General features: G+C 48.9%; 24 protein-coding genes. 20 read left to right on the forward strand and 4 right to left on the reverse strand.

Annotation, left to right across the window (positions count from 1 at the left end; translation table 11 throughout):
* The first annotated feature begins 29 nt into the window (after positions 1-29).
* Complete coding sequence (locus R70723_RS16060) at positions 30-2036, forward strand: beta-galactosidase (RefSeq protein ID WP_039873401.1); 2007 nt, start codon at positions 30-32, stop codon at positions 2034-2036.
* A 71-nt stretch (positions 2037-2107) separates the two neighbouring features.
* On the opposite strand, the gene R70723_RS16065 is transcribed toward R70723_RS16060, so the two are convergent.
* The gene (locus R70723_RS16065) at positions 2108-2920 is read right to left on the reverse strand and encodes a class I SAM-dependent methyltransferase (protein ID WP_039873403.1); all 813 of its coding nucleotides are present in this window, start codon (positions 2918-2920) and stop codon (positions 2108-2110) included.
* 67 nt (positions 2921-2987) lie between these two features.
* Positions 2988-3329 (reverse strand): winged helix-turn-helix transcriptional regulator, encoded by a 342-nt coding sequence (locus R70723_RS16070; RefSeq protein ID WP_039873404.1) that lies wholly within the window; start codon positions 3327-3329, stop codon positions 2988-2990.
* Positions 3330-3518: 189 nt separating this feature from the next.
* Between R70723_RS16070 and R70723_RS16075 the strand changes: the two genes are divergently transcribed.
* The 4 genes from R70723_RS16075 to R70723_RS16090 all read left to right on the forward strand — a co-directional run bounded on the left by R70723_RS16075 (position 3519) and on the right by R70723_RS16090 (position 6983).
* On the forward strand, positions 3519-4379 hold the full coding sequence (locus tag R70723_RS16075; RefSeq protein WP_052421335.1) for an ATP-binding cassette domain-containing protein: 861 nt from the start codon (positions 3519-3521) through the stop codon (positions 4377-4379).
* Positions 4380-4387: 8 nt separating this feature from the next.
* Complete coding sequence (locus R70723_RS16080) at positions 4388-5179, forward strand: ABC transporter permease (protein ID WP_179088002.1); 792 nt, start codon at positions 4388-4390, stop codon at positions 5177-5179.
* Between the two features lie 3 nt (positions 5180-5182).
* On the forward strand, positions 5183-5986 hold the full coding sequence (locus R70723_RS16085) for an ABC transporter permease (protein ID WP_039873406.1): 804 nt from the start codon (positions 5183-5185) through the stop codon (positions 5984-5986).
* Positions 5987-6059: 73 nt separating this feature from the next.
* Entirely contained in the window at positions 6060-6983 is a 924-nt protein-coding gene (locus tag R70723_RS16090; RefSeq protein ID WP_039873407.1) for an alpha/beta hydrolase fold domain-containing protein, read from the forward strand.
* Between the two features lie 8 nt (positions 6984-6991).
* Here R70723_RS16090 and R70723_RS16095 read toward each other — a convergent pair whose 3' ends face one another.
* A complete protein-coding gene (locus tag R70723_RS16095; RefSeq protein WP_039873409.1) occupies positions 6992-7900 on the reverse strand; it encodes a DMT family transporter in 909 nt (302 codons plus the stop codon).
* Positions 7901-8013: 113 nt separating this feature from the next.
* Between R70723_RS16095 and R70723_RS16100 the strand changes: the two genes are divergently transcribed.
* From R70723_RS16100 to R70723_RS16155, 11 genes are all read left to right on the forward strand, one after another.
* Positions 8014-9408, forward strand: a complete 1395-nt coding sequence (locus R70723_RS16100; protein ID WP_039873410.1) for an aminotransferase-like domain-containing protein — start codon at positions 8014-8016, stop codon at positions 9406-9408.
* Between the two features lie 469 nt (positions 9409-9877).
* Positions 9878-11245, forward strand: a complete 1368-nt coding sequence (locus R70723_RS16110; protein ID WP_039873413.1) for a cytochrome ubiquinol oxidase subunit I — start codon at positions 9878-9880, stop codon at positions 11243-11245.
* The gene (locus R70723_RS16115; RefSeq protein ID WP_039873414.1) at positions 11242-12255 is read left to right on the forward strand and encodes a cytochrome d ubiquinol oxidase subunit II; all 1014 of its coding nucleotides are present in this window, start codon (positions 11242-11244) and stop codon (positions 12253-12255) included. Before R70723_RS16110 ends, R70723_RS16115 begins: the two co-directional genes overlap by 4 nt.
* A complete protein-coding gene (gene cydD, locus R70723_RS16120) occupies positions 12256-14016 on the forward strand; it encodes a thiol reductant ABC exporter subunit CydD (protein ID WP_039873415.1) in 1761 nt (586 codons plus the stop codon). It begins immediately after the preceding gene.
* Positions 14013-15734 (forward strand): thiol reductant ABC exporter subunit CydC, encoded by a 1722-nt coding sequence (cydC, locus tag R70723_RS16125; protein WP_039873417.1) that lies wholly within the window; start codon positions 14013-14015, stop codon positions 15732-15734. Before cydD ends, cydC begins: the two co-directional genes overlap by 4 nt.
* Positions 15735-15772: 38 nt before the next feature.
* Positions 15773-16501 (forward strand): response regulator transcription factor, encoded by a 729-nt coding sequence (locus tag R70723_RS16130; RefSeq protein WP_039873418.1) that lies wholly within the window; start codon positions 15773-15775, stop codon positions 16499-16501.
* 82 nt (positions 16502-16583) lie between these two features.
* Entirely contained in the window at positions 16584-17999 is a 1416-nt protein-coding gene (locus R70723_RS32105; protein ID WP_052421336.1) for a DKNYY domain-containing protein, read from the forward strand.
* Positions 18000-18104: 105 nt separating this feature from the next.
* A complete protein-coding gene (locus R70723_RS16140) occupies positions 18105-18650 on the forward strand; it encodes an STM3941 family protein (protein WP_052421337.1) in 546 nt (181 codons plus the stop codon).
* A 143-nt stretch (positions 18651-18793) separates the two neighbouring features.
* Positions 18794-18982 carry a hypothetical protein gene (locus tag R70723_RS16145; protein ID WP_039873419.1) on the forward strand — a complete coding sequence of 63 codons (189 nt, stop codon included), beginning with the start codon at positions 18794-18796 and terminating at the stop codon, positions 18980-18982.
* Positions 18983-19159: 177 nt separating this feature from the next.
* On the forward strand, positions 19160-19585 hold the full coding sequence (locus R70723_RS16150) for a hypothetical protein (RefSeq protein WP_039873422.1): 426 nt from the start codon (positions 19160-19162) through the stop codon (positions 19583-19585).
* 250 nt (positions 19586-19835) lie between these two features.
* Entirely contained in the window at positions 19836-20771 is a 936-nt protein-coding gene (locus R70723_RS16155) for a methyl-accepting chemotaxis protein (protein ID WP_231574735.1), read from the forward strand.
* Between the two features lie 83 nt (positions 20772-20854).
* Here R70723_RS16155 and R70723_RS16160 read toward each other — a convergent pair whose 3' ends face one another.
* A complete protein-coding gene (locus R70723_RS16160) occupies positions 20855-21472 on the reverse strand; it encodes a TetR/AcrR family transcriptional regulator (protein ID WP_039873424.1) in 618 nt (205 codons plus the stop codon).
* A 129-nt stretch (positions 21473-21601) separates the two neighbouring features.
* On the opposite strand from R70723_RS16160, the gene R70723_RS16165 reads away from it, so the two are divergent.
* The 4 genes from R70723_RS16165 to R70723_RS16180 all read left to right on the forward strand — a co-directional run bounded on the left by R70723_RS16165 (position 21602) and on the right by R70723_RS16180 (position 25540).
* Positions 21602-22366 (forward strand): alpha/beta hydrolase, encoded by a 765-nt coding sequence (locus R70723_RS16165; RefSeq protein ID WP_231574736.1) that lies wholly within the window; start codon positions 21602-21604, stop codon positions 22364-22366.
* A 211-nt stretch (positions 22367-22577) separates the two neighbouring features.
* Complete coding sequence (locus tag R70723_RS16170; protein ID WP_039873426.1) at positions 22578-23414, forward strand: histidine racemase CntK family protein; 837 nt, start codon at positions 22578-22580, stop codon at positions 23412-23414.
* Positions 23415-23443: 29 nt separating this feature from the next.
* On the forward strand, positions 23444-24226 hold the full coding sequence (locus R70723_RS16175; protein WP_039873427.1) for a ribosomal RNA methyltransferase FmrO domain protein: 783 nt from the start codon (positions 23444-23446) through the stop codon (positions 24224-24226).
* Positions 24227-24253: 27 nt separating this feature from the next.
* A complete protein-coding gene (locus R70723_RS16180; protein WP_039873428.1) occupies positions 24254-25540 on the forward strand; it encodes an opine metallophore biosynthesis dehydrogenase in 1287 nt (428 codons plus the stop codon).
* Positions 25541-25551 lie beyond the last annotated feature (11 nt).

Here is a 25551-nt window from a genome sequence, read left to right on the forward strand (position 1 = left end):
TACTTGATTAATAAAGGGAGAGGTTAAATGTGCGTGAATTATTGTATGGCGTAGCTTATTACGACGAGTACATGCCTTATGAACGGCTGGATGAGGATATCCGGATGATGAAGGCCGCCGGCATCAATCTGGTGCGGATTGCCGAATCCACCTGGAGCACACATGAGCCGCATAATGGGGTGTTTGATTTTACCAGTGTGGACCGGGTGCTGGATGCCATGCACAAGGCCGGAATTCATGTCATTGTCGGAACGCCGACCTATGCCGTGCCTACGTGGATGGTTAAGGAGCATCCTGAGGTGCTCGCTGAAACCTCCCGCGGCCCCGGCCGTTACGGTGCCCGTCAGATCATGGACATCACCAGTCCTGCATATCTGTTCTATGCGGAGCGGATGATCCGCCGGTTAATCAGCCGTGTCAGCAGGCATCCGGCTGTAATCGGTTACCAGGTGGATAATGAAACGAAGCATTACGGGACCTCCGGCCCCAACGTCCAGCTCAGATTTGTAAAATACATCAAACAGAAATTCGGAACGATTGAGCGCCTGAACGATGAATTCGGACTCAGCTACTGGAGCAACCGGATCAACAGCTGGGAGGACTTCCCGTCTGCCGTCGGCACCATTAACGGCAGCCTCGGCGCAGAATTCGCCAGATTTCAGCGGCAGCTGGTTACCGATTTCCTGGCCTGGCAGGCTTCGATAGTAAATGAATATAAACAGGCGGGCCAGTTTGTTACCCATAACTTTGACTTTGCCTGGAAAGGGCATTCCTTCGGTGTACAGCCGGATGTCGATCATTTTGCGGCTGCTGCGGCACTGGATATTGCCGGGGCAGATATTTATCATCCCTCACGCGACGAGCTGACCGGCAAGGAAATTTCATTTGGCGGAGACTTAACACGCTCGCTTAAGCAGAGTAATTACTTTGTGCTTGAGACACAGGCTCAGGCCTTTCCGGAATGGACTCCATACCCGGGACAGCTAAGGCTGCAGGCATTCAGCCATCTGGCATCCGGGGCAAATATGGTGGAATACTGGCATTGGCACTCCATTCACAATTCGATCGAGACCTATTGGAAGGGCTTACTCAGCCACGATCTGGATACCAATCCGACCTATGAGGAAGCAATGACAATCGGTAAAGATTTCGCCCGGCTGTCGCCGCAATTAATCGATTTGCAGATTACGAATGAAGCTGCCATTCTGGTAAGCAATGAGGCGCTGACCTCTCTGGAATGGTTCAAGCCCCCCGGGGGTCAGACCGATTACAACGATATCGTCCGCTTGCTGTATGACCGGCTGTATGAGATGAATATCGGCTGTGATCTGCTGCATCCCGGCTCGGCAGGCGATCTGGCCAAATACAAGCTGATTGTCGTACCGGCTCTCTATGCAGCATCAGATGAGCTTCTTGAGCAGTTAAACCGATATGTGGAAAATGGGGGACATGTCGTTTACACCTTCAAAAGCGGATTTGCTAATGAACATATCCAAGTCAGAAGCACCACCCAGCCGGGAATCATCGGTAAGGCATGCGGGATTAAATACAGCCAGTTTGTTACGCCGAGTGCAGTCCAGTTGAAGGATGATCCGTTTGGCGCCGGCGGGGAACATAACGCTGTGAACACATGGATGGAGTTAATCACTCCGGCTACTGCTGAAGTTTTGGCCTGGTACGATCACCCTCACTGGGGGGATTATGCGGCTATTACGGAGAACCGCTACGGTAAAGGGGTTGCCACTTATATCGGCTGTCTCCCGACTCCGGAGGTTGCAGGCAAGGTGCTGGAACGGGCTTGTAAAGAGGCGGGACTGTGGGGGAGAGATCAGGATATCCGTTTCCCGCTGATTGTTAAGTCAGGCAAGAATCAGGCTGGACAGACGATCCGGTATTATTTTAACTATTCTGCGGGCGGGCAATCTTTCACTTATCCATACAGTGACGGCCTTGAGCTGCTCAGTAACCGGTCAATCACGTCAGGAGAGACAGTTAAGCTTGAGGCATGGGGCTTTATCATTATCTTAGAAAAATAACCTGTAAAAGAGCAAACATTACAAAGGCTATGCTCCCACCCTATGAGGGGGGCATAGCCTTTATTCTGCTATTACAGCTTTCTAGCCTTAATCACAAACGTCACAGGCAGCATCCTTGCTTTTTTGGCAAAATCGCTGCTGTCTCCCTGAGCTTCGAGCAAATCATCATCTGATTCCTCAACCATCTTCTCAATGATAAAACCTGCTTTGGCGAGCGCATTAATATAGGTGGACATTTTGCGGTCGGATAAGGATAATGTATCGTCGCCGAGTGCTACTGTATACCAGGATTCATCGAAATAACTCTTTTTGAAAGCAAGCGTATTCTTTTCGGCTGCAACACATTTGTGTATCGGGTGGGACCAGCTGAAGATGAATACGCCGTCTTTATTCAGGTAAGAAGCGATCCGGGAAAAGGTCCCCTCAAGATCGGTGGTCCAGCCTATCGCATAAACCGAATAGATGATGTCAAAATAATCCTCGGGCAAGCCACACTTGTCCTCCATAGGTGCACAGATCAATTCTGCCGACAATCCGCGTTCAGTCAGAAGCTGCCGGGTCTTGTTAATCTGGTTTTCGGAAATATCCGTCCCCCATAGCTCAGCGGGCTTGCGCTCCCCAAGATACTGAAGGGACTGTCCGCTTCCGCAGCCGATCTCCAGAATCTTTTTACCGCTAACCTCACCAAACAGCTGGTGTTTTTCTTCAGAGACAAAGGCCCCGTACATGGGAAGCGCGGTTGCTCCTAGCACCTCATTTCCTTTTGTATCCCAGAATAAGCTGTTCGTCTGATGTATAGCTTCCTTATCCATCTCTACCGTGACCGCGACACCAGCCTCGCTTCCGCCTATAACATTTGTCCTGGAATTAGCTTGCTTGTCCATACATTCAGCCTCCTCGTCATAATAACCCTATCCAGTATATAGAATTTTTAGCAGTAAGGTTGTGATGTTATGACTCGCTTTTAAGCGTATGCATGTTTTTTTCGCCCCAGGCCACGATGGACTGAATGAGCGGAACTAATTCCATGCCGGACGGAGTAAGGGAGTATTCCACCCGCGGAGGGATTTCATTATACTGCTGCCGGTGCACAATTCCGTTATCGATTAATTCTTTAAGACAGTTGGTTAACGTGGTGCCTGTAATCCCGTTCAGCCTTCTTTTTAATTCGTTGTACCGGATACCTTCTTCCTCACTTAAACAAGCAAGAATAGGAAGATTCCACTTGCCGCCGATCACCTGAAAAGCAAAGGTTGCCGGACAGAGCTGATCCATGCTGAGCTCATATTTCATGATACATCCTCCAATAGTATATAAAATGTACTAAGCATTATTTTGATAGTGATTCTATAAATTACTATACCAAAAAGGATCAGGGTTTAGAAACGGCAGCGGATATGAGCGTTCCTTTTGTCGTTTACATAAAAGTATAATTATGGTATAAAGTATATTATTTCTCTGTTCCTTGAAAGGGGCCCGTACATGGATTCCATGGTAGAAATCCGTAATTTGACCAAAACCTATAAACGAAAGATCGATAAGAAGACCGGTCTGCGGTCTATCTTTCAAAAGAATGATTACGAGTACGTCTATGCGCTTAAGGGAATCAACATAAGTATCGGCAGGGGAGAGTTCGTCGGCTTTCTGGGAGTTAACGGTGCCGGGAAATCGACCACCATCAAGCTGCTTGCAGGAATTATGCCGCCTGACGAGGGCTCCGCCACAATCAACGGCCTGGGTACCTATTCAAACATCAAGCAGATTTCACAAAAGATCGGCATTCTGTTCGGGCAGCGCAGCAACCTTGTATGGGATTTGCCTTTTATCCATTCTCTCGAATTGCTGAAGGCTGTATATTCCGTTTCAGATCCACAGTACGAGGAATCCCTTGACCTGGCGGATCGATTCTTTGAAATTAAGAGCCTGCTGAATGTTCCGGTACGCACGATGAGCCTGGGACAAAGGATGAAATGTGAATTTACGGCGATTTTGCTGCACCAGCCGGACCTGTACATACTTGATGAACCGACAATCGGACTGGATATCGTTACGAAAAAGCAGATTAACCGTTTTTTGTCTTATCTCAATCAAGAATTTCAGGCCACGATCTTCCTGACAACCCATGATATCGGCGTAGTGGAGAAGTCCTGTAAGCGGATCATCGTCATTAACCATGGTGAGGTTCTGCTGGATAATGCCACAGCGGAGGTTGTTGAGCAATATCCCGCCATCTTTGCCAGCCTGAGCGTAAAAGACGAGGAGACAGCTGCTGATTTCGGGTCCGGCAGACCGGATCTGGAAAGTATACTGCTTCATCTCTATGAAAATCTGGATAAGAAGTGATGATAACGATGATGAAATATTTGGCGTTCAGTAAAACCAGAATCCGGCTGGAGCTCTTTTATAAGTTTAATTTCCTTTCTTCCTTTTTTGCGGCGCTCGTTATTTTCTTTGTGGAGTATTTCTTATGGAATGCGATCTATTCCGGAAGCGGAAAGGATGAGCTGGCCCATTTAACCTTTTTCAGCGTTTTCTCGTACATCCTTTTCGGCAATATTCTGCGGAAGCTGCTGGGGGATGGTGTGGATGAAAGGATCGGTGAAAGCTACCGCGACGGTTCAATTGTTCTGGACAAAATAAAGCCTGTGCTGCTTCCGTTCAGGTATCTGTTCGATGATCTGGGGAGGGGGCTGCTTCAGGCTGCTGTTATCAGTATTCCGCTTGTTTCTGTGTTTCTGTTCAAAGCCGGTGACGTCATATCGTTCCAGCAGGTGATGCTGTTCATCGTTATGGCGGGTTTTGCATACCTGATCTTTTTTATTCTGAACTTCATTCTGGGACTGGTCAGCTTCTGGACGGGTTCCATTATCGGAATCTATATGCTGAAGATGGCCTGTATGAGCATTCTGTCCGGTCTGTACATTCCACTGGAATTTTACCCTGAATGGCTCCTGAAGCTAACCTATGTTTTTCCGTTCCGGGCCATTTACTATCTACCGGTCTCGGCCATGATGAAGAGCTACAGTCTAGAGGAAGGCTTGCTGCTTATTCTTCAGCAGTTAGCATGGGTGACGGTTCTGCTCGTATTGTGTATTTCACTTCAAAGGGCTGCCTTCAAAAAGCTGACGGTTCAGGGGGGATAGAGGGTGGATCGATTTAAGAAATATCTGCGCTGCTACCGGTCTTATTTCAAGACCAACATGCTTGTATATGCAGAATATAAGACGGATTTCATTGCGATTAATGTTGCCAGTGCCCTGATCCTGCTGATGGGTGTAGTGAGCCTGGAGATTATCTTCGCCCAAGTGGATACGATAGCGGGCTGGAACAAATATCAGGTGTTCTGGATGCTCGGTTTCTTCTATCTTATCAGGGCGCTGTATAACACGTTCTTCATTAACACGCTCAATCTGGGGTACTGGATCAGGCAGGGCAGCCTTGATACATATATTACCCGTCCGCTGGGCACTTTCTTTCAGCTGCTGTCCACGGGCAGGTATAACACCGAGCTTCCTCTGGACGAATATCTGATTGGTCTAGGACTGATGATTGTCGCCGAAAGCCATATCCATATCGTCCCCGGCTTGACGGGCCTGCTATATCTGGTCTTTTCACTGATTCTTTGCACCATCATCTATACCTGCATCATGTTTCTAATATCGGCGTCCTCCTTCTGGCTTATCAAGAGCAATGCCCTGCATGATCTGGTAAGCAGCATAGAAAAACTGGTTGAGTATCCGCTCAACATCTATAATCTGACGGTCAAAATCATTCTGACAACCATTTTGCCGTTTGGATTTATCAGCTTTTATCCCTCGCAATACTTTTTCAGCTATGAGGCTAACAAGGTCTTTATATTTAGCGTTCCTGTTGTAGCACTGATTCTCGTTCTGCTGAGCAGGTTCATCTGGAAGAAGGGATTGCAGACCTACCAGAGTCCCGGTGCCTGATGAAATGAGTGAAATGATGCAGCCTGTGTAATTAGTATAGACAAGGATAAATAAAGGATTGGAGTGATCAACAATGGCAATACACACCTATACTGGGAAACGCTCTATCCAAAGCTTTATTTTTGAAAAATATATACGTCTGCTGGGAGTAAAAAAGGTGTTTTCCAGTGCGGAAAACACTCAAAGGTTTGTTGAACAGACTGCTTCAGAAAATAACAAGCCCTATACTATTAAAAAGGTGGCCTTTTCCAGCAGTATAAGAGAGCAGCGGTTTGAGGGAATGCAGGTGTTCACCCTAAATGACCGGAATTCTGACGCACAAAAAGTGATACTGTATATCCATGGCGGCGCCTGGACGAAGCAGCCCTTGCCTTTTCACTGGAAGTTCATGGATAAGCTGGCGCAGGCGCTGGATGCCAAAATCATTGCTCCGCTGTATCCAAAGGTTCCTTATTTCAGCTACAGACACACGTATCCCAAATTGTTAAGCCTGTACCGGGATATACTTCGCTCTGTAAAAGGACCGGAGCAGCTCACTGTAATGGGGGACTCGTCAGGCGGCAATATTTCACTTGGTCTGGCGCATCTGCTGAAGCAGGAGGACCTCCCCCAGCCGAAGGATATCATTTTATTGTCTGCCGCTGTTGATTTGGCCTTTGATAATCCGCTGTTACCGGTGTATGAAAAAAAAGACCCCATGCTGTCATCCGGGGGCATCGGCGTTATTACAAATTGCTGGGCGGAGGATATAAAGCTATCCGATCCCCTCATCAGCCCGGTGAAAGGTGACTTTAAGGGGCTCGGCCGGATCACGCATTTTGTAGGGACCCATGAAGGTCTTTATCCTGACGCTATGAAGCTTGAGGAAAAGCTGACAGAGCAGGGTGCCCAAGTGGATACGTTTGTATATCCCAAAATGAATCATGTGTTTGTGATTATGCCGCTGCCGGAAGCAGCAGATGCCCTGCAGAAAATAATTAAGATTATACAATCATAGATGAGTAATCATTTCTTTATATTTGTTCCCAGTACACCGGCAATAATAAGCAGCGCTCCAATGATGTGATAGCCGCTGACCGGCTCATGCAGGATCCATGCACCGCCGGCAATCGACACCAGTGTGGACAGGTTGCTGAATACGCTCATTTGGGAGGCTTCCAAATGGGTCAGCGCGAAGCTGGATAAGAGGGTAGTAAGCATAGTGGACGCAATGGCCAGGTAAGCCAGTGCCAGGATATATGTTCCATTGCCCAAGGGCTGCACATAAGCCTCCAGCGTTCCGCTGTAAGCATGCCGGATGAGTGCAGCAGCATTAAAGGCAATGCAGCCGGTCATTAAGGTAACCCAAGTCAGCTCCAGCGGCTTGTACTTTCGGGTTAAGGGACGGGCCAGCACGCCATACCCGGCAAAGGAGAGGACAGAGAGCAGAAGCAGCAGGCTGCCTTTGATGTTAACGGAGGAGGAAGACAATAAGCCTCCCTTCATCGCAAAGATAAAGACAACCCCGGAGACAGAAAGCAGCATAAACAGCTTTTGGGCAGCTGTCGTCCGTTCCTTCAGGAATAGGGAGGCGAGAATCAGCGTGAATACGGGAACCAGCGCCTGGATGATACCCGCTTCAGAGGAATTGGAAGTGACCAGTCCAAACGTCTGAAAAGCAAAAAACAGCACTGGGGACAGCAGGCCAAGCGGAAGAATCCGCCAAATATCCCTTGCCGACAGCCTGATTTTCACCAAGCCTAATAAAATGGGAATGCTGACAACGATTAGTGAAAGGGTAAAACGGTGGGCTAGGACATCCAGCGGATGGGCGATCTCCACCGTCATTTTGGCGAACATAAACGATAAACCGATAATCATAGCGTACAGAAGAGCTGCACCGTAGGCGTATGTTTTTACTGTCAAGTGTTTCATGATGCTTCCTCCATCCTGTGATCTGTGAGCCTGGATTCAATATACAGGCTGACCATTCATGTTACAATCAAGAAAAGCTTGAATTGTACCGGTACAGTTGAGGAGGAGCAGATATGAAGAAATTTGAGCTCATCGCACGTTCGCTTGAAGAATGGATGCAGGAGCAGACAGCGCCGGGCAGCAGGAACAGCCGGGATGCAAAAGGCATCAAGCTCCCTGCGGTCCGGGTACTCGCTAACCAGTATCAGTGCAGCATCAGCACGATTTTGCGTGCCTATGAATGGCTCGAGCAGCGGCATCTGGTATATGCCGTCCCACAGTCCGGATATTATGCTGTGCCTGACGGCGGACTGCCGGAGGAAGCGCAGTGGGAGGGACCGCTTGATTTTGCTTCAGCCGCGCCTGATCCGCGTGTATTCCCTTATGCGGATTTCCGGCATTGTGTGGACCAGGCGATGAAGCAGAAGCAAGCCGAGCTGTTTCTCTACGGTACCGACCGCGGCTTGCCTTCACTAATCGAATTATTGAGCGAACAATTTACGGATTATCAGGTGTTTGCTAAGAAGGAGCAGCTATTTATCACCTCAGGCGTACAGCAGGCGCTTGCCGTGCTTGCGCTGATGCCTTTTCCTAACGGTAAGCAGACGGTATTGCTGGAGCTGCCCGGCTATCACAACATGCCTCCGCTGCTGCAGGGGCTAAATGTGCCGTTTACCGGAGTAACCAGAACAGCAGAGGGACTGGATTGGGACGGGCTGGAGCGCAGCTTCAGGGAGGATAACATCAAATTTTTCTATGTAATGCCGCGCTTTCACAATCCGCTGGGGACTTCCTTATCAGCCCGGGACAAGAAGAGGCTGCTGCAGCTCGCTCATAAATATGATGTCTATCTGGTGGAGGATGATTATCTTGCTGATCTGGAGAACGATTCACGGAAGGACCCGCTATGGTCAGCCGATACGCTGGGACGGGTCATTTATCTGAAAAGCTATTCCAAAATCCTTTTCCCCGGCCTGCGTCTCGGCGTCGCTGTGCTGCCGCATTCACTGGTACCCTTATTCGGGGCTCATAAGAGAATGCTGGATATCGATACTTCGCTGCTGTCGCAGGCTGCCCTTGAAATCTATATCCGCAGCGGGATGTTCGCCCACCACGGCAAGGTGATCCGCAGCCGGTACGCCGAGCGTATGCGCAGGGTGCATCAGCAGCTGGATGCCTTTGCTGACCTGACATCCTTCGGACTCGCACCTCGTAACGGAGGAGAACACACCGTGCTGCCTTTACCTGACCGCATGCCTGTAAGGGTGCTGTTATCGCGGCTCGCAAAGCGGGGTATCCTGGCAGAAACAACTGAGCGTTATTACCCGCAGGCGTATCCTCCGCAGGATAAGATGCTGCGGCTTAACATTTCCAATGTTCCAAGCCTGCGGGTTGCAGAGGGAATGAACATCATCCGGGAGGAGATCATCAGGCTGACTAGTTCAACACACCGTTACCCACAAGCTTAACCTTAATCTGCGGATGAAAATGCACCTTTCCCGCTCATAATGGAATACAGGCCTCCCTGTTCCGTTTCCGGATTGCCTGTGCATTTTTGTCCGTGAAATATCGTTATTCCCTGTACTGCAATATTCACTCCATCTTTATGATTTGCTTCGTGATCCATTCTTCGGTCAGCTGACTGCACCCCCTGCTTAAAGAAGCCTATATCCCCAAACACCTATGCGTGAATCCGGTTCTCCTCCTGCTGCACCAAATATGTGAAATCCAGGCAGTAAAATGACAGCCATACCACGTTATGCCCGATCAAACAATAGCTCGAATGGGTGGTTTCGGCGGTTTTCACCGAGATGTAAAAAAGAATCGATGCTTTCTTGAACGTTTAAAGGCAATGAAGTGACCATGACCGTTTTAATTAAAGTTAAAGATATAATAATTTAAAATATCTTAAAGCTTTACAGGGAGGCAGAAAAACCAATGGGCATTGATACGGTACTGTGGAGCAGACTGGTGACAGGCTTGACACTCGGGTTCCACGTTATTTTCGCAACAATTGGCGTCGGGGTTCCTCTGATGATCGCAATTGCCGAATTTATGGGCATACGCAAAAAAGATCCTCACTACACGCTGATGGCAAAGAGATGGGCCCGCGGGTTTGTCATTTCTGTTGCAGTGGGCGTGGTGACCGGTACGGCGATTTCGCTGCAGCTGGCCCTGGTATGGCCAAATTTCATGAAGCTTGCGGGGAATGTGATTGCGCTCCCGTTATTTATGGAAGTGTTTGCTTTCTTTTTCGAAGCGATCTTCCTGGGCATTTACCTCTATACCTGGGACCGGTTCAAAAAACCGTACATACACTGGCTCCTTACAATTCCGATTGTGGCCGGTGCAGGGATGTCCGCTGTTTTTATCACTACAGTCAACGGATTCATGAATCAGCCCGAGGGCTTTGCTATGGCAGGCGGACAATTCACGGCCGTTAACCCGGTGCAGGCAATGCTGAATACGGCGACATTCTCCAAAGTGTTCCATGTATTGAGCTCAGCTTATCTGACCGGAGCCGCACTGCTGGCAGGGATTGCCGCGTTTGCCCTTCTTAAGAAGGGTGCCTCGGAATACCACAAAAAAGCGCTGAAGCTGATGATGGCCGTTGTTATGGTGTTTGGTCTGCTAAATGCACTCGCCGGAGATGTGTCTGCAAAATTTTTGGCTGAGCATCAGCCGGAAAAGCTGGCGGCGGCGGAATGGCATTTTGAAACCGAAAGCGGTGCAGATCTGATTCTGTTAGGGTGGCTTAATGCAGAGCATGAGGTGCTGGGTGCACTCCACATTCCCAAGCTGCTCAGCTTCCTTGCCTTTGGAGATTTTAATGCAGAGGTGACCGGTCTGAATGAATTCCCTCTGGATGAACAGCCGCCGCTTCTGGTCCATTATTTGTTTGACCTGATGGCGGGTGTCGGCTTCACGCTGTTAGGCATTTCATTCCTGTATTTCCTGTTTGTATTCTGGAAAAAGCGCAACGAGCATAACAAGTGGCTGCTGCGTGCGATCGCATTAGGTGCTCCGCTTGCATTTCTGGGAGTCGAGCTAGGCTGGTTTTACGCTGAACTCGGCCGGCAGCCCTGGATTTTACGGGGATATATGCGTGTAGAAGAGGCGGCGACGACCTCGCCGAGCGTGAGAATCCTGTTCTTTGTTTTCCTGCTACTGTACATCCTGTTAGGGACGGTTTGTGTTCTCGTGCTGCGGCGCATGTTCAAAAACAACCCGGCAGAAACCGAGATGGAGAAGTGGAATCAGCATCCCGGCGATAAAACAACAGTAAAGGGTGAGCCTGCACAATGAGTTATGAATTAATAGGAATATCAGTGCTCTGGCTGTTCCTGTACGGATATTTAATAGTGGCCTCGATAGACTTCGGAGCCGGCTTCTTTGCCTTTTATGCCCGCCTGACAAAGCAGGATCATCTGATCAACCGCCTGATTTCCCGCTACTTATCACCTGTCTGGGAGATCACCAATGTATTTTTCGTCTTTTTTTACATTGGACTTATCGGCTTTTTCCCGGACACCGCTTATTACTACGGCTCGGCGCTGCTTGTTCCGGGAAGCATTGCGGTCATTCTAATTGCGATCCGCGGCTCGTTCTATGCATTTGAGAATTACGGCTCCAAAAATAATATCGTGTATCTGTTCCTGTACGGAGCATCGGGTTTGCTTATTCCCGCATCCTTGTCAGTGGCACTAACGCTATCTGAAGGCGGCTTTATCTTTAAGCAGGGGGAGACCGTTTCACTGGATTACTGGGCATTGTTCACCAACCCGTTATCCTGGAGCATTGTTGGCCTGGCAATTGTGTCTGTGCTGTTCATCAGCGGCTCTTTTTTGGCTTTCTATGCCTCCCGCGCCGAGGATCACGCTGCGCTGAAGCTTATGCGGAGCTACGCGCTGTTCTGGAGTACACCGACCATTGTTACCGCCCTGACAGCATTCATTTATCTGGGCCAGCACAATGAGCGGCATTTTCAAAATATGATGGATTTGTGGTGGCTGCTTGCGCTTTCCGTTGCTTTCTTCATGCTCGCTATGTGGCTGTTATACAGCGGACGCCGTTACGGCTTAGCATTCATATTCATTATGCTGCAATTTTTCTGCGCCTTTTTCGCTTACGGGATCGGGCAGTATCCTTATATTCTGGATCCGTTTATCACGATCGAGAATAGCATCACTTCACCGGCGATGGGCCTGGCCCTGGTCATTGTATTCATCGGCGGCATGTGTATGCTGGTCCCGTCTCTGATTCTGGTGTTCAAGCTGTTCCTGTTTGACGCAGATTATGTGAAAGGGAAGAAGTAAATGAAGAAGAAAACTGGCCTGATCGCTGAGCAGATGTCCGGGCAACGCAAACGACTTGTTATGCTGAGTCTCCTTTCGCTCATGCTGGGCATAGCCATAGTAAGCCAGGCCGGCTTACTGGCTGAGGCAGTCCAGCGGATTTTTGTGGAGGGAGCCTCCTTATCCTCGGTTGGTCTGCTGCTTGCACTTCTGTTGTCCATTATGGCTATCCGCACTTTGCTGTCATACGGTAACGGGAGGGTGGGCCTGCTTATGGCTGCTGCTGCCAAGGCAAATATGCGTTCAGCCGTACTCCGGAAGCTTACACATGCTTCCATGCCTTCAGCCCTTCGCGGACAGACAGGGGGGAAGGTCAGTGTTGCACTCGATGCCGTGGACGAGGCTGACAGCTATTTCAGCCACTATATGCCGAGAATGGTTGAAGCAGCCGTCATCCCGGTGCTGATTTTGGCCGTTACGTTTATCTTACATGCCAACACAGGCTTCATCCTCCTGTTTACGGCACCGTTCATCCCGCTGTTTATGATTCTGGTAGGACTGCAGACAAAGAATAAATCCGAAGAAAAATATGCTCAGCTTGCTGAATTCTCCGGCACCTTCCTTGACTCTTTGCAGGGACTGGTGACATTAAAAATATTCGGGCGCTCCCGCCGCCAGCAGCAGCAGATTGAACGCAGCAGCCTTGGCTACCGGGATGCCACAATGGATATTCTGAAGGTTGCCTTTACAAATACCTTTATGCTGGAATCCGTCGTTATGCTGAGCATCGGGATCGTTGCCCTTGAGCTGGCTATTCAGCTGCTTGTATTTAAATCGATGCCGTTTCACACCGCCTTTCTTGTCCTGCTGCTCGTGCCTGAGTTCTTTAACCTGCTTAAGAATACAGGCACCGCTTTTCACAGCGGGCGGACCAGTATGGGGGCAGTACGTAAGGTTGAGCAGATGCTCGCAGAGACGAATGGCAGCTCCGGTACAGAGCCGGCAGGGATTCAGAAGCCTGCTGCCAAGCTGCTCCCGCTGCCGCCATCGCTTGAGCTGAATGATGTCCTTTTCCATTATACCGCCGGTTCGTTTGAGCTTAAGGCCGGGCCGGTTTCTATAAAGCCGGGAGAGCATGCCGCTATTGTCGGTAAAAGCGGCTCCGGCAAAACGACCCTGCTCCATCTCTTTGCCGGGCTGCTGAAGCCGGTATCAGGTACGGTTAATGTGAATGGAGCCCCGCTTGGGCAGCTGGACGAAAACGTATGGTTTGAGCAGGTCAGCTACATTACACAGCATCCTTATATTTTTGCAGGCACGCTCGCTGATAATATCGCAATCGGCGCCGGACGAAAGGTCACCAGGGCAGAAATCGCCCGGGCAGCCGGGGAGGCGGGGCTTGCACAGCTGGCAGGCCAATTGGAGCAGGGACTGGATACCTTTGTCGGGGAAGGCGGCAGGGGGCTATCCGGCGGTGAGAAGCAGCGTCTTGCTCTGGCACGGGCATTTTTGAAGCGGCCGGCCCTGATTTTGTTTGACGAGCCTACCGTAGGCCTCGACCTGCAGACTGAACGCATACTCCAGGACTCCATCACTGCTTTAGCCCAAAATGCAACAATGATTACAGTGGCACACCGGCTATATACGATCCGGCAGGCCGATACCATTTTGTATATGGACCAAGGCGAATTAGCGGCATCTGGAGCTCATAACGAGCTTCTTGAACGCGTACCTCAATATGCCGAGATGGTCCGCATTCAGCGAAAGGGAGGCTCAGCATGAATAAACTGGCGATTTTGTCCAAGGCAATGATATCAGAGCGTAAGGATATTCTCCTTTCGATTCTGGGGGGATTTATTGCCGGCACAGCCGGGGTGGCTCTCTTTTCAGCGAGCGGGTATCTGATTTCACAAACGGTCTTTATGCCGCCGCTCTACACCTTGATTATACTTACCTCAATGGTCAAGCTGCTTGGCCTGCTCCGGGCGGCAAGCCGTTACGGGGAACGCCTCTATTCGCATAGAGCAACCTTTTCCATGCTTAGCCGGTTGCGCACAGCCTTTTTTGCCAGGCTGATCCCTTTAACGCCAGGCATATTGAACAAGAACCGCAGCGGAGATCTGCTCGCACGGATCGTCGGGGATGTGGAGAGCCTGCAGAATTACTTTTTGCGGGTCGCTTATCCTCCGGTCATTGTCGTTACGGTGTTCCTGGCGACCATGCTGTTCAGTGCAGCCTATTCGTTCTGGATTGCCTGCCTGTTCATTGCAGGAATGCTGTTAACAGCCTTGGCCGTACCGGGTATCGTTCTGTTAGGCCAGCGGTCCGTACACGGCCGTGTCCGTAAGCAGCGGGCGCTGCTCTCTACTGAAGTAACCGAAGTACTGTACGGCTTCCGGGATCTGAAGGTATACGGGCAATTGGCACAGAAGGAGCAGCAGCTCCAGCTTGCTTCTGCAGCGCTGACAGCGGAGCAGCAGCGGGCGGCAGGGCAGCTGCTGCGCGGACAGGCCATGCATACCTTTGTAACGTTCTTTATCTCCTGGGCTGTGCTGGCGCTCGGCGCCTATCTGATTATGGAGGGGGCGCTGGCCGGCGTATTTCTGGCCATGCTGGTCATGGCCTCACAGACTGTATTCGAAGAAGCCGCGGCAATGGCCACGTTACCGGCATATAAGCAAGACAGCGAGCATGCAGCCAAGCGGCTGACTGATACCGTGCTGACTGCCGGTGAGCAGTCTTTGCAGCCGGGCCGTACCTTGTCCTCTGAAGCAGCAGTTTCGGTGGAGCTAGAGGGCATTACCTTCCAATATGAGGATGAGTGGCGCCCGGCGTTAAAAGAGCTGTCACTCCAGCTTCCGGCTGGCTCCAGAACCGCGATTGTCGGACCGAGCGGTTCGGGCAAATCGACCCTGATCGATTTGCTGCTCAAACTTCGTACGCCTGCATCCGGTGATATACGCCTAAACGGTGTGCCTGTACAGGAACTGGATGAAGCAAGCATTTGGGAGTGCTCTAATGTCGTGCTGCAGCAAGGTCATTTTTTCCGCGGAACAGTCCGGGACAATCTGCTGCTGAAGGGGGAAGAGCAGTCTGACGAAGCTTTGCTGGAGGCCCTCGCTAAGGCTGAGCTGCCGGGTCTGGCCTTAACGGACACCGTGTTCGAAAAAGGAGAGAACCTGTCAGACGGCGAAAAGCAGCGCCTGGCTCTGGCGCGGGTTATGCTGCGCACAGGACGGTTATGGCTGCTGGATGAGCCGACATTCTCACTTGACTATGTAACGGAACAGCGTGTGTTATCGAGGCTGTACGAACAGGCCGCCGGAGATACCCTTCTGTTCATATGCCACCGGCTTACCGGCCTGGAGAATATGGACCGGATTGTAGTTATAGAGCAAGGCAGGATGATCGAAACAGGCTCGTATTCGGAGCTTATGGCGCAGGAAGGCTATTTTTACCGGATGAAGCAGATCGAGCTGCAAATGATTGGAGAGCTGTAGGCAGGCCCAAAGCTCAAGCAAAACGGAGGTGCAGAGACATGACTAATACCCATAAACGAATTCTGCTGGTAGACGACGAAACTCGAATCCGCACGCTGCTGAGGAAATATTTAGAGAAAGAGGGCTATGTTGTAGAAGAAGCGGATAGCGGCGAACAAGCCATTTTGAATTGCTGTATGACCGGCGGGAATTACGATCTGATGGTGCTGGACTGGTTACTGCCCGATATAAGCGGCATTGAGATCTGCAAGCATGTGAAGCTGAATCATCAGGAGGTTCCTATACTGATGCTGTCGGGGCGAGCGGAGGAAAAGGACCGGATCGAGGGCTTTAAGGCAGGTGTTGACGATTATGTCGTCAAGCCGTTTAGTCCAAGAGAGGTCGTATTGCGTATCCAAAGTATCTTGGCCCGTACGCAGGAAGCATACAATTTCGATTGCAGTACGGACTCAGGCAGTCAAATTCTGATTGCAGAGATTGTAATTCAGCCGTCTGCCCGCCGCGTGCTTGTACAGCGCAATGAGATTCATCTGACGCCCAAAGAATACGATTTGCTTTATTTCCTGGTAACCAATCAGGAAACGGCCTTTTCCCGGGAGGATCTGCTTAAGGAAGTATGGAAGACAACCCACAAGGAGATATATGACCAGCGTACCGTGGATAACCATATCAAACGATTACGCAAAAAGCTGTTTTACCGTTACCCGAAAGGGGATGAATTCATTCAGACGCTCTGGGGACAAGGCTATATCTTCCGCAGCCCTTAGCATCTTACGGTATGCTCAAGAATGTCCTCCTAAGCAGGATTGTTGTATGATAGACAAAACAACCTGTTAGGAGAGGATATAAATGTCGAGCCTGTTTGTTACTGAAGCGGACCGTGTGCTGCTGAGGCAGAATGAAGGAGAACCCGTGCCGCTCAAGGGCGGCATCACCAGTGAAGGCTTCTCCGTGGTTCACATCTTCAATCGCGGTTGGCTGCCGTTCGGATATTTGCGGGACACTCAAGGGGTATGGTGGTTTGACGGCCGTAAGAGCAAGGTGACTCTGGTGAGCCGGGAAGCGGAAGGATTCCGCGTCCTGGATGAGGATTATGGACTGGATGCTAAGCATGTCTATCTGGAAGACAAAGAGATTCCGGGGGCAGATCCTGACACGTTCAGGCTGCTGCCGGGCTCTCCTTATTTCTCTGTGGACAAGCGCCGTTTGTATGTCAAGAATGGTGACCGCTTTCATACCTGGGACGATATTGATCCAGAAACTGCGGTGGCCAAAATGGATTACTGCATAGACAAGGATCATGTGCTGCACCTGTTTAATTCCCTGTCCTATGCCAACGGCAGCAAAGGGGAACTCGTAGAATGGCTACGGGAAAGCTGCCCCGATGTGTGCGGCTGGTGGCATCCTGATTACGCTATGACAGTGCAAGGTGCTGAGCATATTCAGGGCAATTGGTACAGGACTTCAGCAGCTGTATTCTACCTGGAGGAGCTTGGGACCTCAAACAGGAGGGAGCCGCGCCAGGTGTATAATCTCGTGAGAGGGGCAGACCCGGCAACGTTTGAGGTGCTCAGCGGCATATATGGGCGCGATTCGGAGGGGATCTACTGTACATGGAGGAAGGTTAGCGCCGCCCGCACGCAGGCATTCGAAGCACTCGGCGGTTTATACGGAAAAGATAGTGAGAACATCTTCTATAACGGATATCGGGTAGACAGCGCTGATCCGGATTCCTTTCAATGTCTGCTGCCAGCAGGGTACCTGGGGCTCTCTAAAGACAACCAGCATGTATACCATGCAGTATTTGACCGCACAGAGCCGCCTTTCGGACATCCGGACTACATTCTGGAGCCGCTGCCGGGTGCCGAGCCGGAGAGCTTCGAGGTGCTGTCGGAGAACGGAAGCTGGGCTGTTGACCGGGATAAGGTGTACCAGTGGGGGAGTCCGGCCAGGAAGCTGGACCGGGCCAGCTTCGCCTATCTGTTCGATCAGGGTCCTGAGAGCTGGGCTGCGGACAGTAACGGGCTCTACAACGCTAACGGCAAGCGCACGGTAAAAGGAATTGACGGCCGGAGCTTCCGGATGCTGAACCGCTTCTGGGGTAAGGACGATCAAGCGGTGTTCTGCTTCGCCACCGGGGGCGTGCAGCGTGCTGCGGATGCGGCGACATTTCAGGTGACGGATGACAAAGGCGGCGCAGAGGACGCGGGCTGTTACTATACAATTAAAACGGATGGAACGATAAAGAAGACTAAGAAAAAATAGACATTGCAAGAACAGATAAATCCATTGGCTATTCACCGGTATATCTATACGGATAATTTGGGTAAATACGGTTAAGAACACAGCTACGGAAGGAGGACTGCAGTTATGGAGTACTCTTCAAACCACAGCCAGCCCCTGATGATTTATATGGGAAAAGGTAAGCTATGGCTATTCAGCTTTGCCTGTCTGGCTTTTATTGCTACAGGAGCCTGGATCCTGTCATTACATCTGCGCGGGGAAGAGATGTTACTTTATGGAGTAATAGGGGGTATCTGTATCATCATTTTTGCCGCCTGCCTGCTTTTCTTTATCCGGAAGCTGCTGGATCATTCGCCTGGTCTTGTTATAGATCATGAGGGGATTCTTGATAACTCCTCTTATATTGCCGGAGGACTGATCCGTTGGGAGGATATCCGCCATATAGAAATGTACCAGCTGACCGGTCAGGTGCTGATCGGCATCCAGCTAAATGATCCGGAGGCTTACCTCCGGAATCAGCAGGGTTTAAAGCTGGGCCTGATAAAAATCAACCTGAGGCTGGTAAATGCCCCGGTTAATATCGCCCAGTCTGCCCTGCGGATGCCGTTATCCAAGATATACGAAGAAATGCTTATCCGCTGGCATTTATACCAAAGATCCCGCACAAGCTAAGTTCCTGATTAAGCCGGACAAAGCGCACTGCAGAAAAAAGTGTTGTAGTAATGCCCTAATCTTCCCGGTAAATATATTAATTTTGGAACGTTTACCCAATTAATAACGTATAAACTAAAAACACTCAAGGAGGAACCATACACATGAACATTGCTGATAAGAAATGTACGAATTGCGGAGAAAACTCTTTTGTACAAGCTACCGATTATATAAATCTTCGGCCGCTGGACAAGAAAATGTCGATAGGCGCCGAGAGGGTTTATACGGTTTGCTTGAATTGCGGAGAAGTCGTTTCCATCCAGGTGAAGGATCCGGAAAAGCTATTAAAATAATTATATATATAAGATAATTTCAAAAAAAATCAACTCATTTCTTGAATGGGTTGATTTTTTTATGCCTGATTTTCTGTTAACCATCTCTATTATCTTTTTTTTGGGTGAAGGAAGTCCAATCTAGCATGGAAGCTTCACAATATAATAACGTATAGACCTGAAGAGGAGTGATGATAGATGGCGACAATAATCAGTTATGGTTCACAGGCGAAAATCCCGTTAGACCCGCTTAACACCGTTGTAACAATTGCCGGAATCGTTGGGGCAGGGGCGGGGCTGGCGACCTCACAAGTAAATATCAGCCCGGCCAATCCGGCTTCTTTTTCCAGCAGAGTGGAGTTAAACGGCAGCTTTAGCGTTACTGCGCTTGCAAACAGCCAATTCTTTGTTTTGATACGGCGTGCCGGAGTGGATATCTACCGGTCCTTTTTCCGCTTTACTACCCTAACAGACATCCAATTAAATGTTCAGTGGGTAGATGGCCCCTATATTGGAATCCACAACTACGAGCTGGTTATTCAAAATGACAGCACACTGCCCATAAGTCTGTTTGGACCTATCTCTTTCACAGCGACTGCTATTGGAGGAGAGGGCGTGATTTAAGTAATCTGAGCTTCACAATTATGTCCGATAAAAGCCTGCGCCTAGCGCGGGTTTTTTCTTTTACAGGCTCCCTAAGGTTAATATTCCATAATCGTGCACAGCTCTTAAGTCATATGTCCTATTTCAGAAGTCATCCCCTGTTTCAAAAACGTTCAAATTTGGTACATTATTAAAAGGTTCTCTTAAAAAAGCTAATCTTAAAGCAGGACCAATGACCTACCACAACTAATAGTGATTGCGGGGAATTGAATTGACTTTACTGGCCTTGGATAACAAAGATACTATAGCGGACGAAACAATCACAGATGAGCTGGTTCTTAAGTCTATGGAAAATAATCTTGCTATCATCCGATTCGGTCTCGACCGGCGGGTAAAATATGTAAATGCTGTATTTGCATCTACGATGGGGTATGAAGCAGCGGAAATGCTAGGAATGCAGCATCAGCAATTGTGCTTTGACGGCTTTGTAAACAGCAGGGAATATGAGCTATTCTGGCGCAGTATGTTTAACGGTTTATGCTTTCAGAATAAAATTGAACGCAAGGCTAAAAACGGAAACACCGTATGGCTGGAAGCTACTTATATGCCTATCTATGATGAAGCTAATCAGAAGGTACTGGGAGTATCCAAAATTGCAACCAATATTACACACCGCCAGAACAATATCTCGGCAGTGGTCAATGAATTAAAGACAATGTCTAATGACCTTAACGGGCTTTCTTCTATTGGCATGGAGCGAAGCCGTGAATTAATGTCTGATATTACTTACATATCTGGAGTATCTGCTCATAATAGTGCAACACTGACTCATTTACAGGAAAAGGCGGGTTCTGTTCAGGGAGTTGTCAGTACAATCCGTGAGATCGCCTCCCAGACACAGCTTCTAGCCCTGAATGCCGCGATTGAAGCGGCACATGCAGGCGAGTACGGACGCGGCTTTGATGTTGTAGCCAAGGAAGTAAGGAAATTATCTGACATGGTTGCAAGCTCTATTAATGATATCCGGGACAATGTTGAAGGGATAGCTAAAGAGATCAGGACGATTTCCGGCGGAACACAGAAGGTTGAAGAGAGCCTTAAGCAAAGCCGGCAGCAGCTTGAGGTAGCGATGAAGGATTTCACTGCTATCTCTGCTTCTGCCCGGCTGCTGGATGCCAAGGCGCAGCATGTGACAGAAATTGTTTAAGTTTACGAAATGATTGTATACAAACAGCCTGCCGTTTCGGCAGGCCTATTTGTCTGTTCTCCTCCAGGCAGCATTGAATCAAATCAATGTGCCTTCGCCCCTTGAAGGAAAAGGGCTACCAGCTTCTGCCCCAGGACAAGAGGGGATTCATATTTGGGAAGGGTGCTTTCTCGATTCCCCATTAGCATAAGGGTCGAAAAGCTCTCCGCCAGGAACATAGGATCTTCTTCACGAAGAAAATTCCGGCTGATGGCCAGCCTGAAATGGCCTGCTAACAATTCGTGAATCTGCTGCTCTGCTTCCCGGATAGCATGAAGCTGAGATTTTTCAAGAAAAGGCTCGGCCTCTCTCATCATTGTAACCATTTCAGCATGGGGATTCGCTAATCTGGCCTCAGCCAAAAGCACCAGTCCCTGCTCCAGCTGGCCGGCATCATCCAGCAGTCTGGAGGTCACTGTCCGGATGTTCTGAAGCATGGTTGTCATCGCGACGCTGAATAGTTCCGGCTTGCTTGCGAAATGATAATATATAGCCTGCTTGGACACACCGCATTGTTTACCGATTTGTTGAAGGGAGACGGCCTCATAGCCGTGCTCCTTAAATAATGCAGACGCAGTAGAAATGATAGTCTGATATATAGAAATATCTGTATTAGCCTGTTTGGGCCTGCCCGGCAGACGTTTTGCTGGCTTCTCTGGCATTGCGCACTCTCCTTCAAGATTATATTATGGCATAATCCGATTGTAAGCAAAATCCTCTTGTAATTTTACTTACCGGTAAATATAATTTAATAGATAATTAAAATTGAAACAAGTAAAGGTGGTTTTAAATTGAAAACGGCGAAGCGCATGAGCAGATGGAAAAAAGTACTGATATGGACAAGTGTGATCGTCGTTGTCCTTGTAGCAGGCGGATTTGCCTATTTAGCGTCGGCCACCTACAGCCCGTCCAGGCAAGCAGAGGCTGCAATGCAAAGTGACGCTAAGGTAACTGTCACTGAAATCAAACAAGGGTTCCGGTTTGAGCCGCAGGGAGCTGAGGCGGTGGGGCCGAATATCATTTTTTATCCGGGCGGTCTGGTAGATCCGGCAAGCTACTCCCCTCTCGCCAGAACATTGGCAGAACAGGGACACCGGGTATATATTGCCAAGATGCCGTTGAATTTGGCTATTTTCGGTCAAAACAAAGCGGACTCCTTCATTGCTGAACATCCGGATGAAGCCTACGTAATTGGCGGCCACTCACTGGGCGGTGCTTTTGCATCCCGCTATGCAGCGGATCATTCCGATAAGCTCGAGGGAATTTTTTACTTGGCCTCTTATGCCGATGATGGCGGAAGCTTAAGCGCAACCGGCTTATCCGCTTTGCAGATTACAGGAACCGCTGATGGCGTACTCAATTGGGAGGAATGGGAGAAGACCAAAGCTAATCTTCCCGCTGATACGGCATTTATCAGTATAGATGGAGGTAATCACGGGCAATTTGGATCGTACGGCATGCAAAAGGGTGATAACGCGCCGGAAATTACCGAGGACGAGCAGCTTCAGAATGTCGTTCAGGCGCTGGATGAATGGTTCATCACACTAAGTAAATAATAGCTTATGCCGTTTAGCATTTGTTTCAAAAACACCTTCAGGAACATCCCAGTATTGCCACAGGGCATGGAATCTTCCGGAGGTGTTTTTTTTCTAAGCCAAAAGAATGTATTGACCGCAGCTAATATCGTGGATATAATTTACAATGATAATCGTAATCATTACAATTTAATTCTATTCTCGTATAATTCCTTCAGACAGGAGGTGAGGAATGCTTCAGGAAATTTCGTTCGTCAAATTAAGCCCGACACAGAACATGACCATTCTGGTTACAAGCATGCATAAAGAAGAGGATTATGCACCGATTGCTTCTAAGCTTATGTCCTACGACAGTGTTTATGCTGAGCAGGTTGGCTTTGTTAAAATGGCAGCACATCCTGATGCCGCTGCTGCTCTTGATATGGCAGGAGGTGAATTTTGCGGAAATGCCTGCATGGCATTGGCTGCATTAACCGCCCGGCAGCAGAGCATGGAATACGGCGACTTCACAACAATACATTTGGCGGCTTCCGGAACAGATCAACTGATCAGCTGTCTTGTGCAAAAAACAGATAAGGATGATTTCTTCTGCAAGCTTAGAATGCCCGTCCCCTGGAACATTGATGCCAGAACCTTAAAACACGAGGGAAACGATTATACCGTCGGATTAGTCCAATACTCCAATTATCTGCACCTTGTTTTGGAAGTAAAGCAGTTTACCGCCTCCTTAAAGAGAATGGCTGAAAATTTGGCAAGAATGCTTGAAATTACATCCTCTTATTCCCTCATCGGTGTCTTATTGTTTAGGCCTGATTTCAATGAGCTGCTTCCGCTTATGCATGTTACATCGCTGGATACTCTGGTTTGGGAAAGAGGCTGCGGATCTGGAACGGCTTCAGTGGGTGCCTACGCGGCTTGGAAGAATAACAGTGTATTTGAAGCGCCAATCCAACAGCCCGGCGGAATTATCCGGGTCTCCGCGAATGGCAGGAATCACAAAAATGCAGGTGTGAGTATATCAGGAAATGTCTGTATTGTTGCAGAGGGTAAAGCGTATATCAATCTTTAAACTATGATAAAGAGAGGCGCTGGTTGTAAATGTTCCTGTCTTCACTTTATGATTACGCAGCCAGGTTCAGGCAAATGGCAGATCTATATGATGGCACTACGGAGAGAAGCGCTGAACTCACTGAAATTATTGACGGTTATACCGGTTTTATAATGAATCCAAGTAACCAGCCATTATGGGAGGAGCTTGAACGATCAGGCTCAAAGAGGGGGCTTGAGCTTGCTGCAGATTTAAGAGAAGTCTCCGCAAAGTGTGTATCCATCATGGAAAAGAACCGTGCAATTAATCTCTTAAGCGGGATTGAAGCACCAGCTGATTATTTTACTAACATTGAATTTTGCATTGAACAGGAATTCGGGAGCTTTCAGCTCACCCCCGACTCTAAGGTTGTGATGATTGGCTCGGGAGCCTTTCCGATGACACCCATGCTGATTGGAAGGCGGATGAATGTAGAAGTACTTGGACTGGATATTGATGACACAGCGGTAAAGCTTAGCAATAAGGTCCTGAAAAAGCTGGGGAATACCCTGCCAATACGTCTGGTAACAGGGGAAATAGATGATTACAGGCTGGAAATAAAGCTGGCGACCCATATTATTTTCAGTTCAACGGTTGCCCAGAAATATGAATTACTGGACCGTCTATATGCACTAACCTCTGAGGATATCGTTGTATCGATGCGGTACGGGAATCAGCTTAAATCACTTTTTAATTATCCTATGCAGACTGTGGATGATTGTAAATGGAAGCTTGCAGAGCAAGTATTGTGTCCCGATCAGGTCTTTGATGTAGCGTTGTACTGCAAAGCTTAGTAACAAGCCTAAATAAGGGAGGCCGTTATGGACGGATTTAAACGCGTGCTATTGCTGGGTACGGGTCCAGCAGCAGTTCAGCAGGCTGTTCTGGTAAAGAATGCTTTCCATTGCGAGGCTGGAATTGCCGGACGGGTGTCTAGCCGCTCCGAGCTATTCATGGCTGCACTCCGCACAAGCGGAAACCGGTTGTCCTCAAAGGTACAGAATGAATCACACCGGCTGATGGCAGGGGAGTGCTGTTTGGACCAGGTATTTCACGGCTATGACACAGCTACGGGGAAATGGGATACCGTAATCCTGAACGTGACCGCTGATGCATATCTGAATGTCTTACGCAGCCTTAACAGGGATTTGCTGGCGCATGTAAAATGCATACTGCTGATTTCTCCAACCTTAGGCTCCAACAGTCTGGTACACAATTACATACAAGAGACAGGCCTGGAAGCGGAAATTATCAGCTGTTCCACCTATCTGGGGGATACCCGCTGGGTTAATGGAAAACCTTCAAGCAGTGTACTTACTACTGCCGTGAAAAGAAAGCTGTTCATCGGTTCCACTCAAGGCAAGTCTCCCAGCATTAACAGATTAACTGAGCTGTACAGGCAAGTGGGGATTACGCTGGAGTTCATGAGCTCACCGCTGGAAGCAGAGAGCAGAAACATTTCGCTATTCGTGCACCCGGCGCTATTTATGAATGAGTTCTCACTTAATACCCTTTTCAGACAAAGACCAGAAATCAAATATGTGTATAAATTATTTCCGGAAGGGCCGATTACTTACGGGCTGATCCATGAAATGTCTGAATGCTGGAAAGAGCTGCTGACGATATTTGAGGCTTTGAACCTGAAGAGTATTAATCTTCTTAAATTCATGACAGAGGATAATTACCCGGTCAGAGCAGAGAGCCTGCCGCAGTCAAGCATAGACAGCTTCATGTCGCTTGAACCGATTCATCAGGAGTATCTGCTGTACATCCGTTATGCCTCCCTGCTGATCGACCCCTTCTCTGAGCCGGATTCAGAGGGAAGGTATTACGATTTCTCTGCTGTTCCAATCCAGCCGGTATTTATTAACCGCGACGGAGCGTGGGATATTCCGCGAATGCCTAAGGAGGATTATTACCGCACCAAAATAATTCAGGGCTTGGCCCGGCACTTAAAGCTGAGCAGCCCGATCATTGATACCTTTATTGACCGGTATGAACAGCAATTAATGTTCTCTTCCCATTTGCTTCAAGGACAGAAGCTGTCTGAAGCATTTCAGGCACAGGATTTTTCTGAAGATATTCAATTGATCTGCAGTTATTTCTAGAAACTATAAAC

Source organism: Paenibacillus sp. FSL R7-0273 (assembly GCF_000758625.1).
Taxonomy (GTDB): domain Bacteria; phylum Bacillota; class Bacilli; order Paenibacillales; family Paenibacillaceae; genus Paenibacillus_AQ.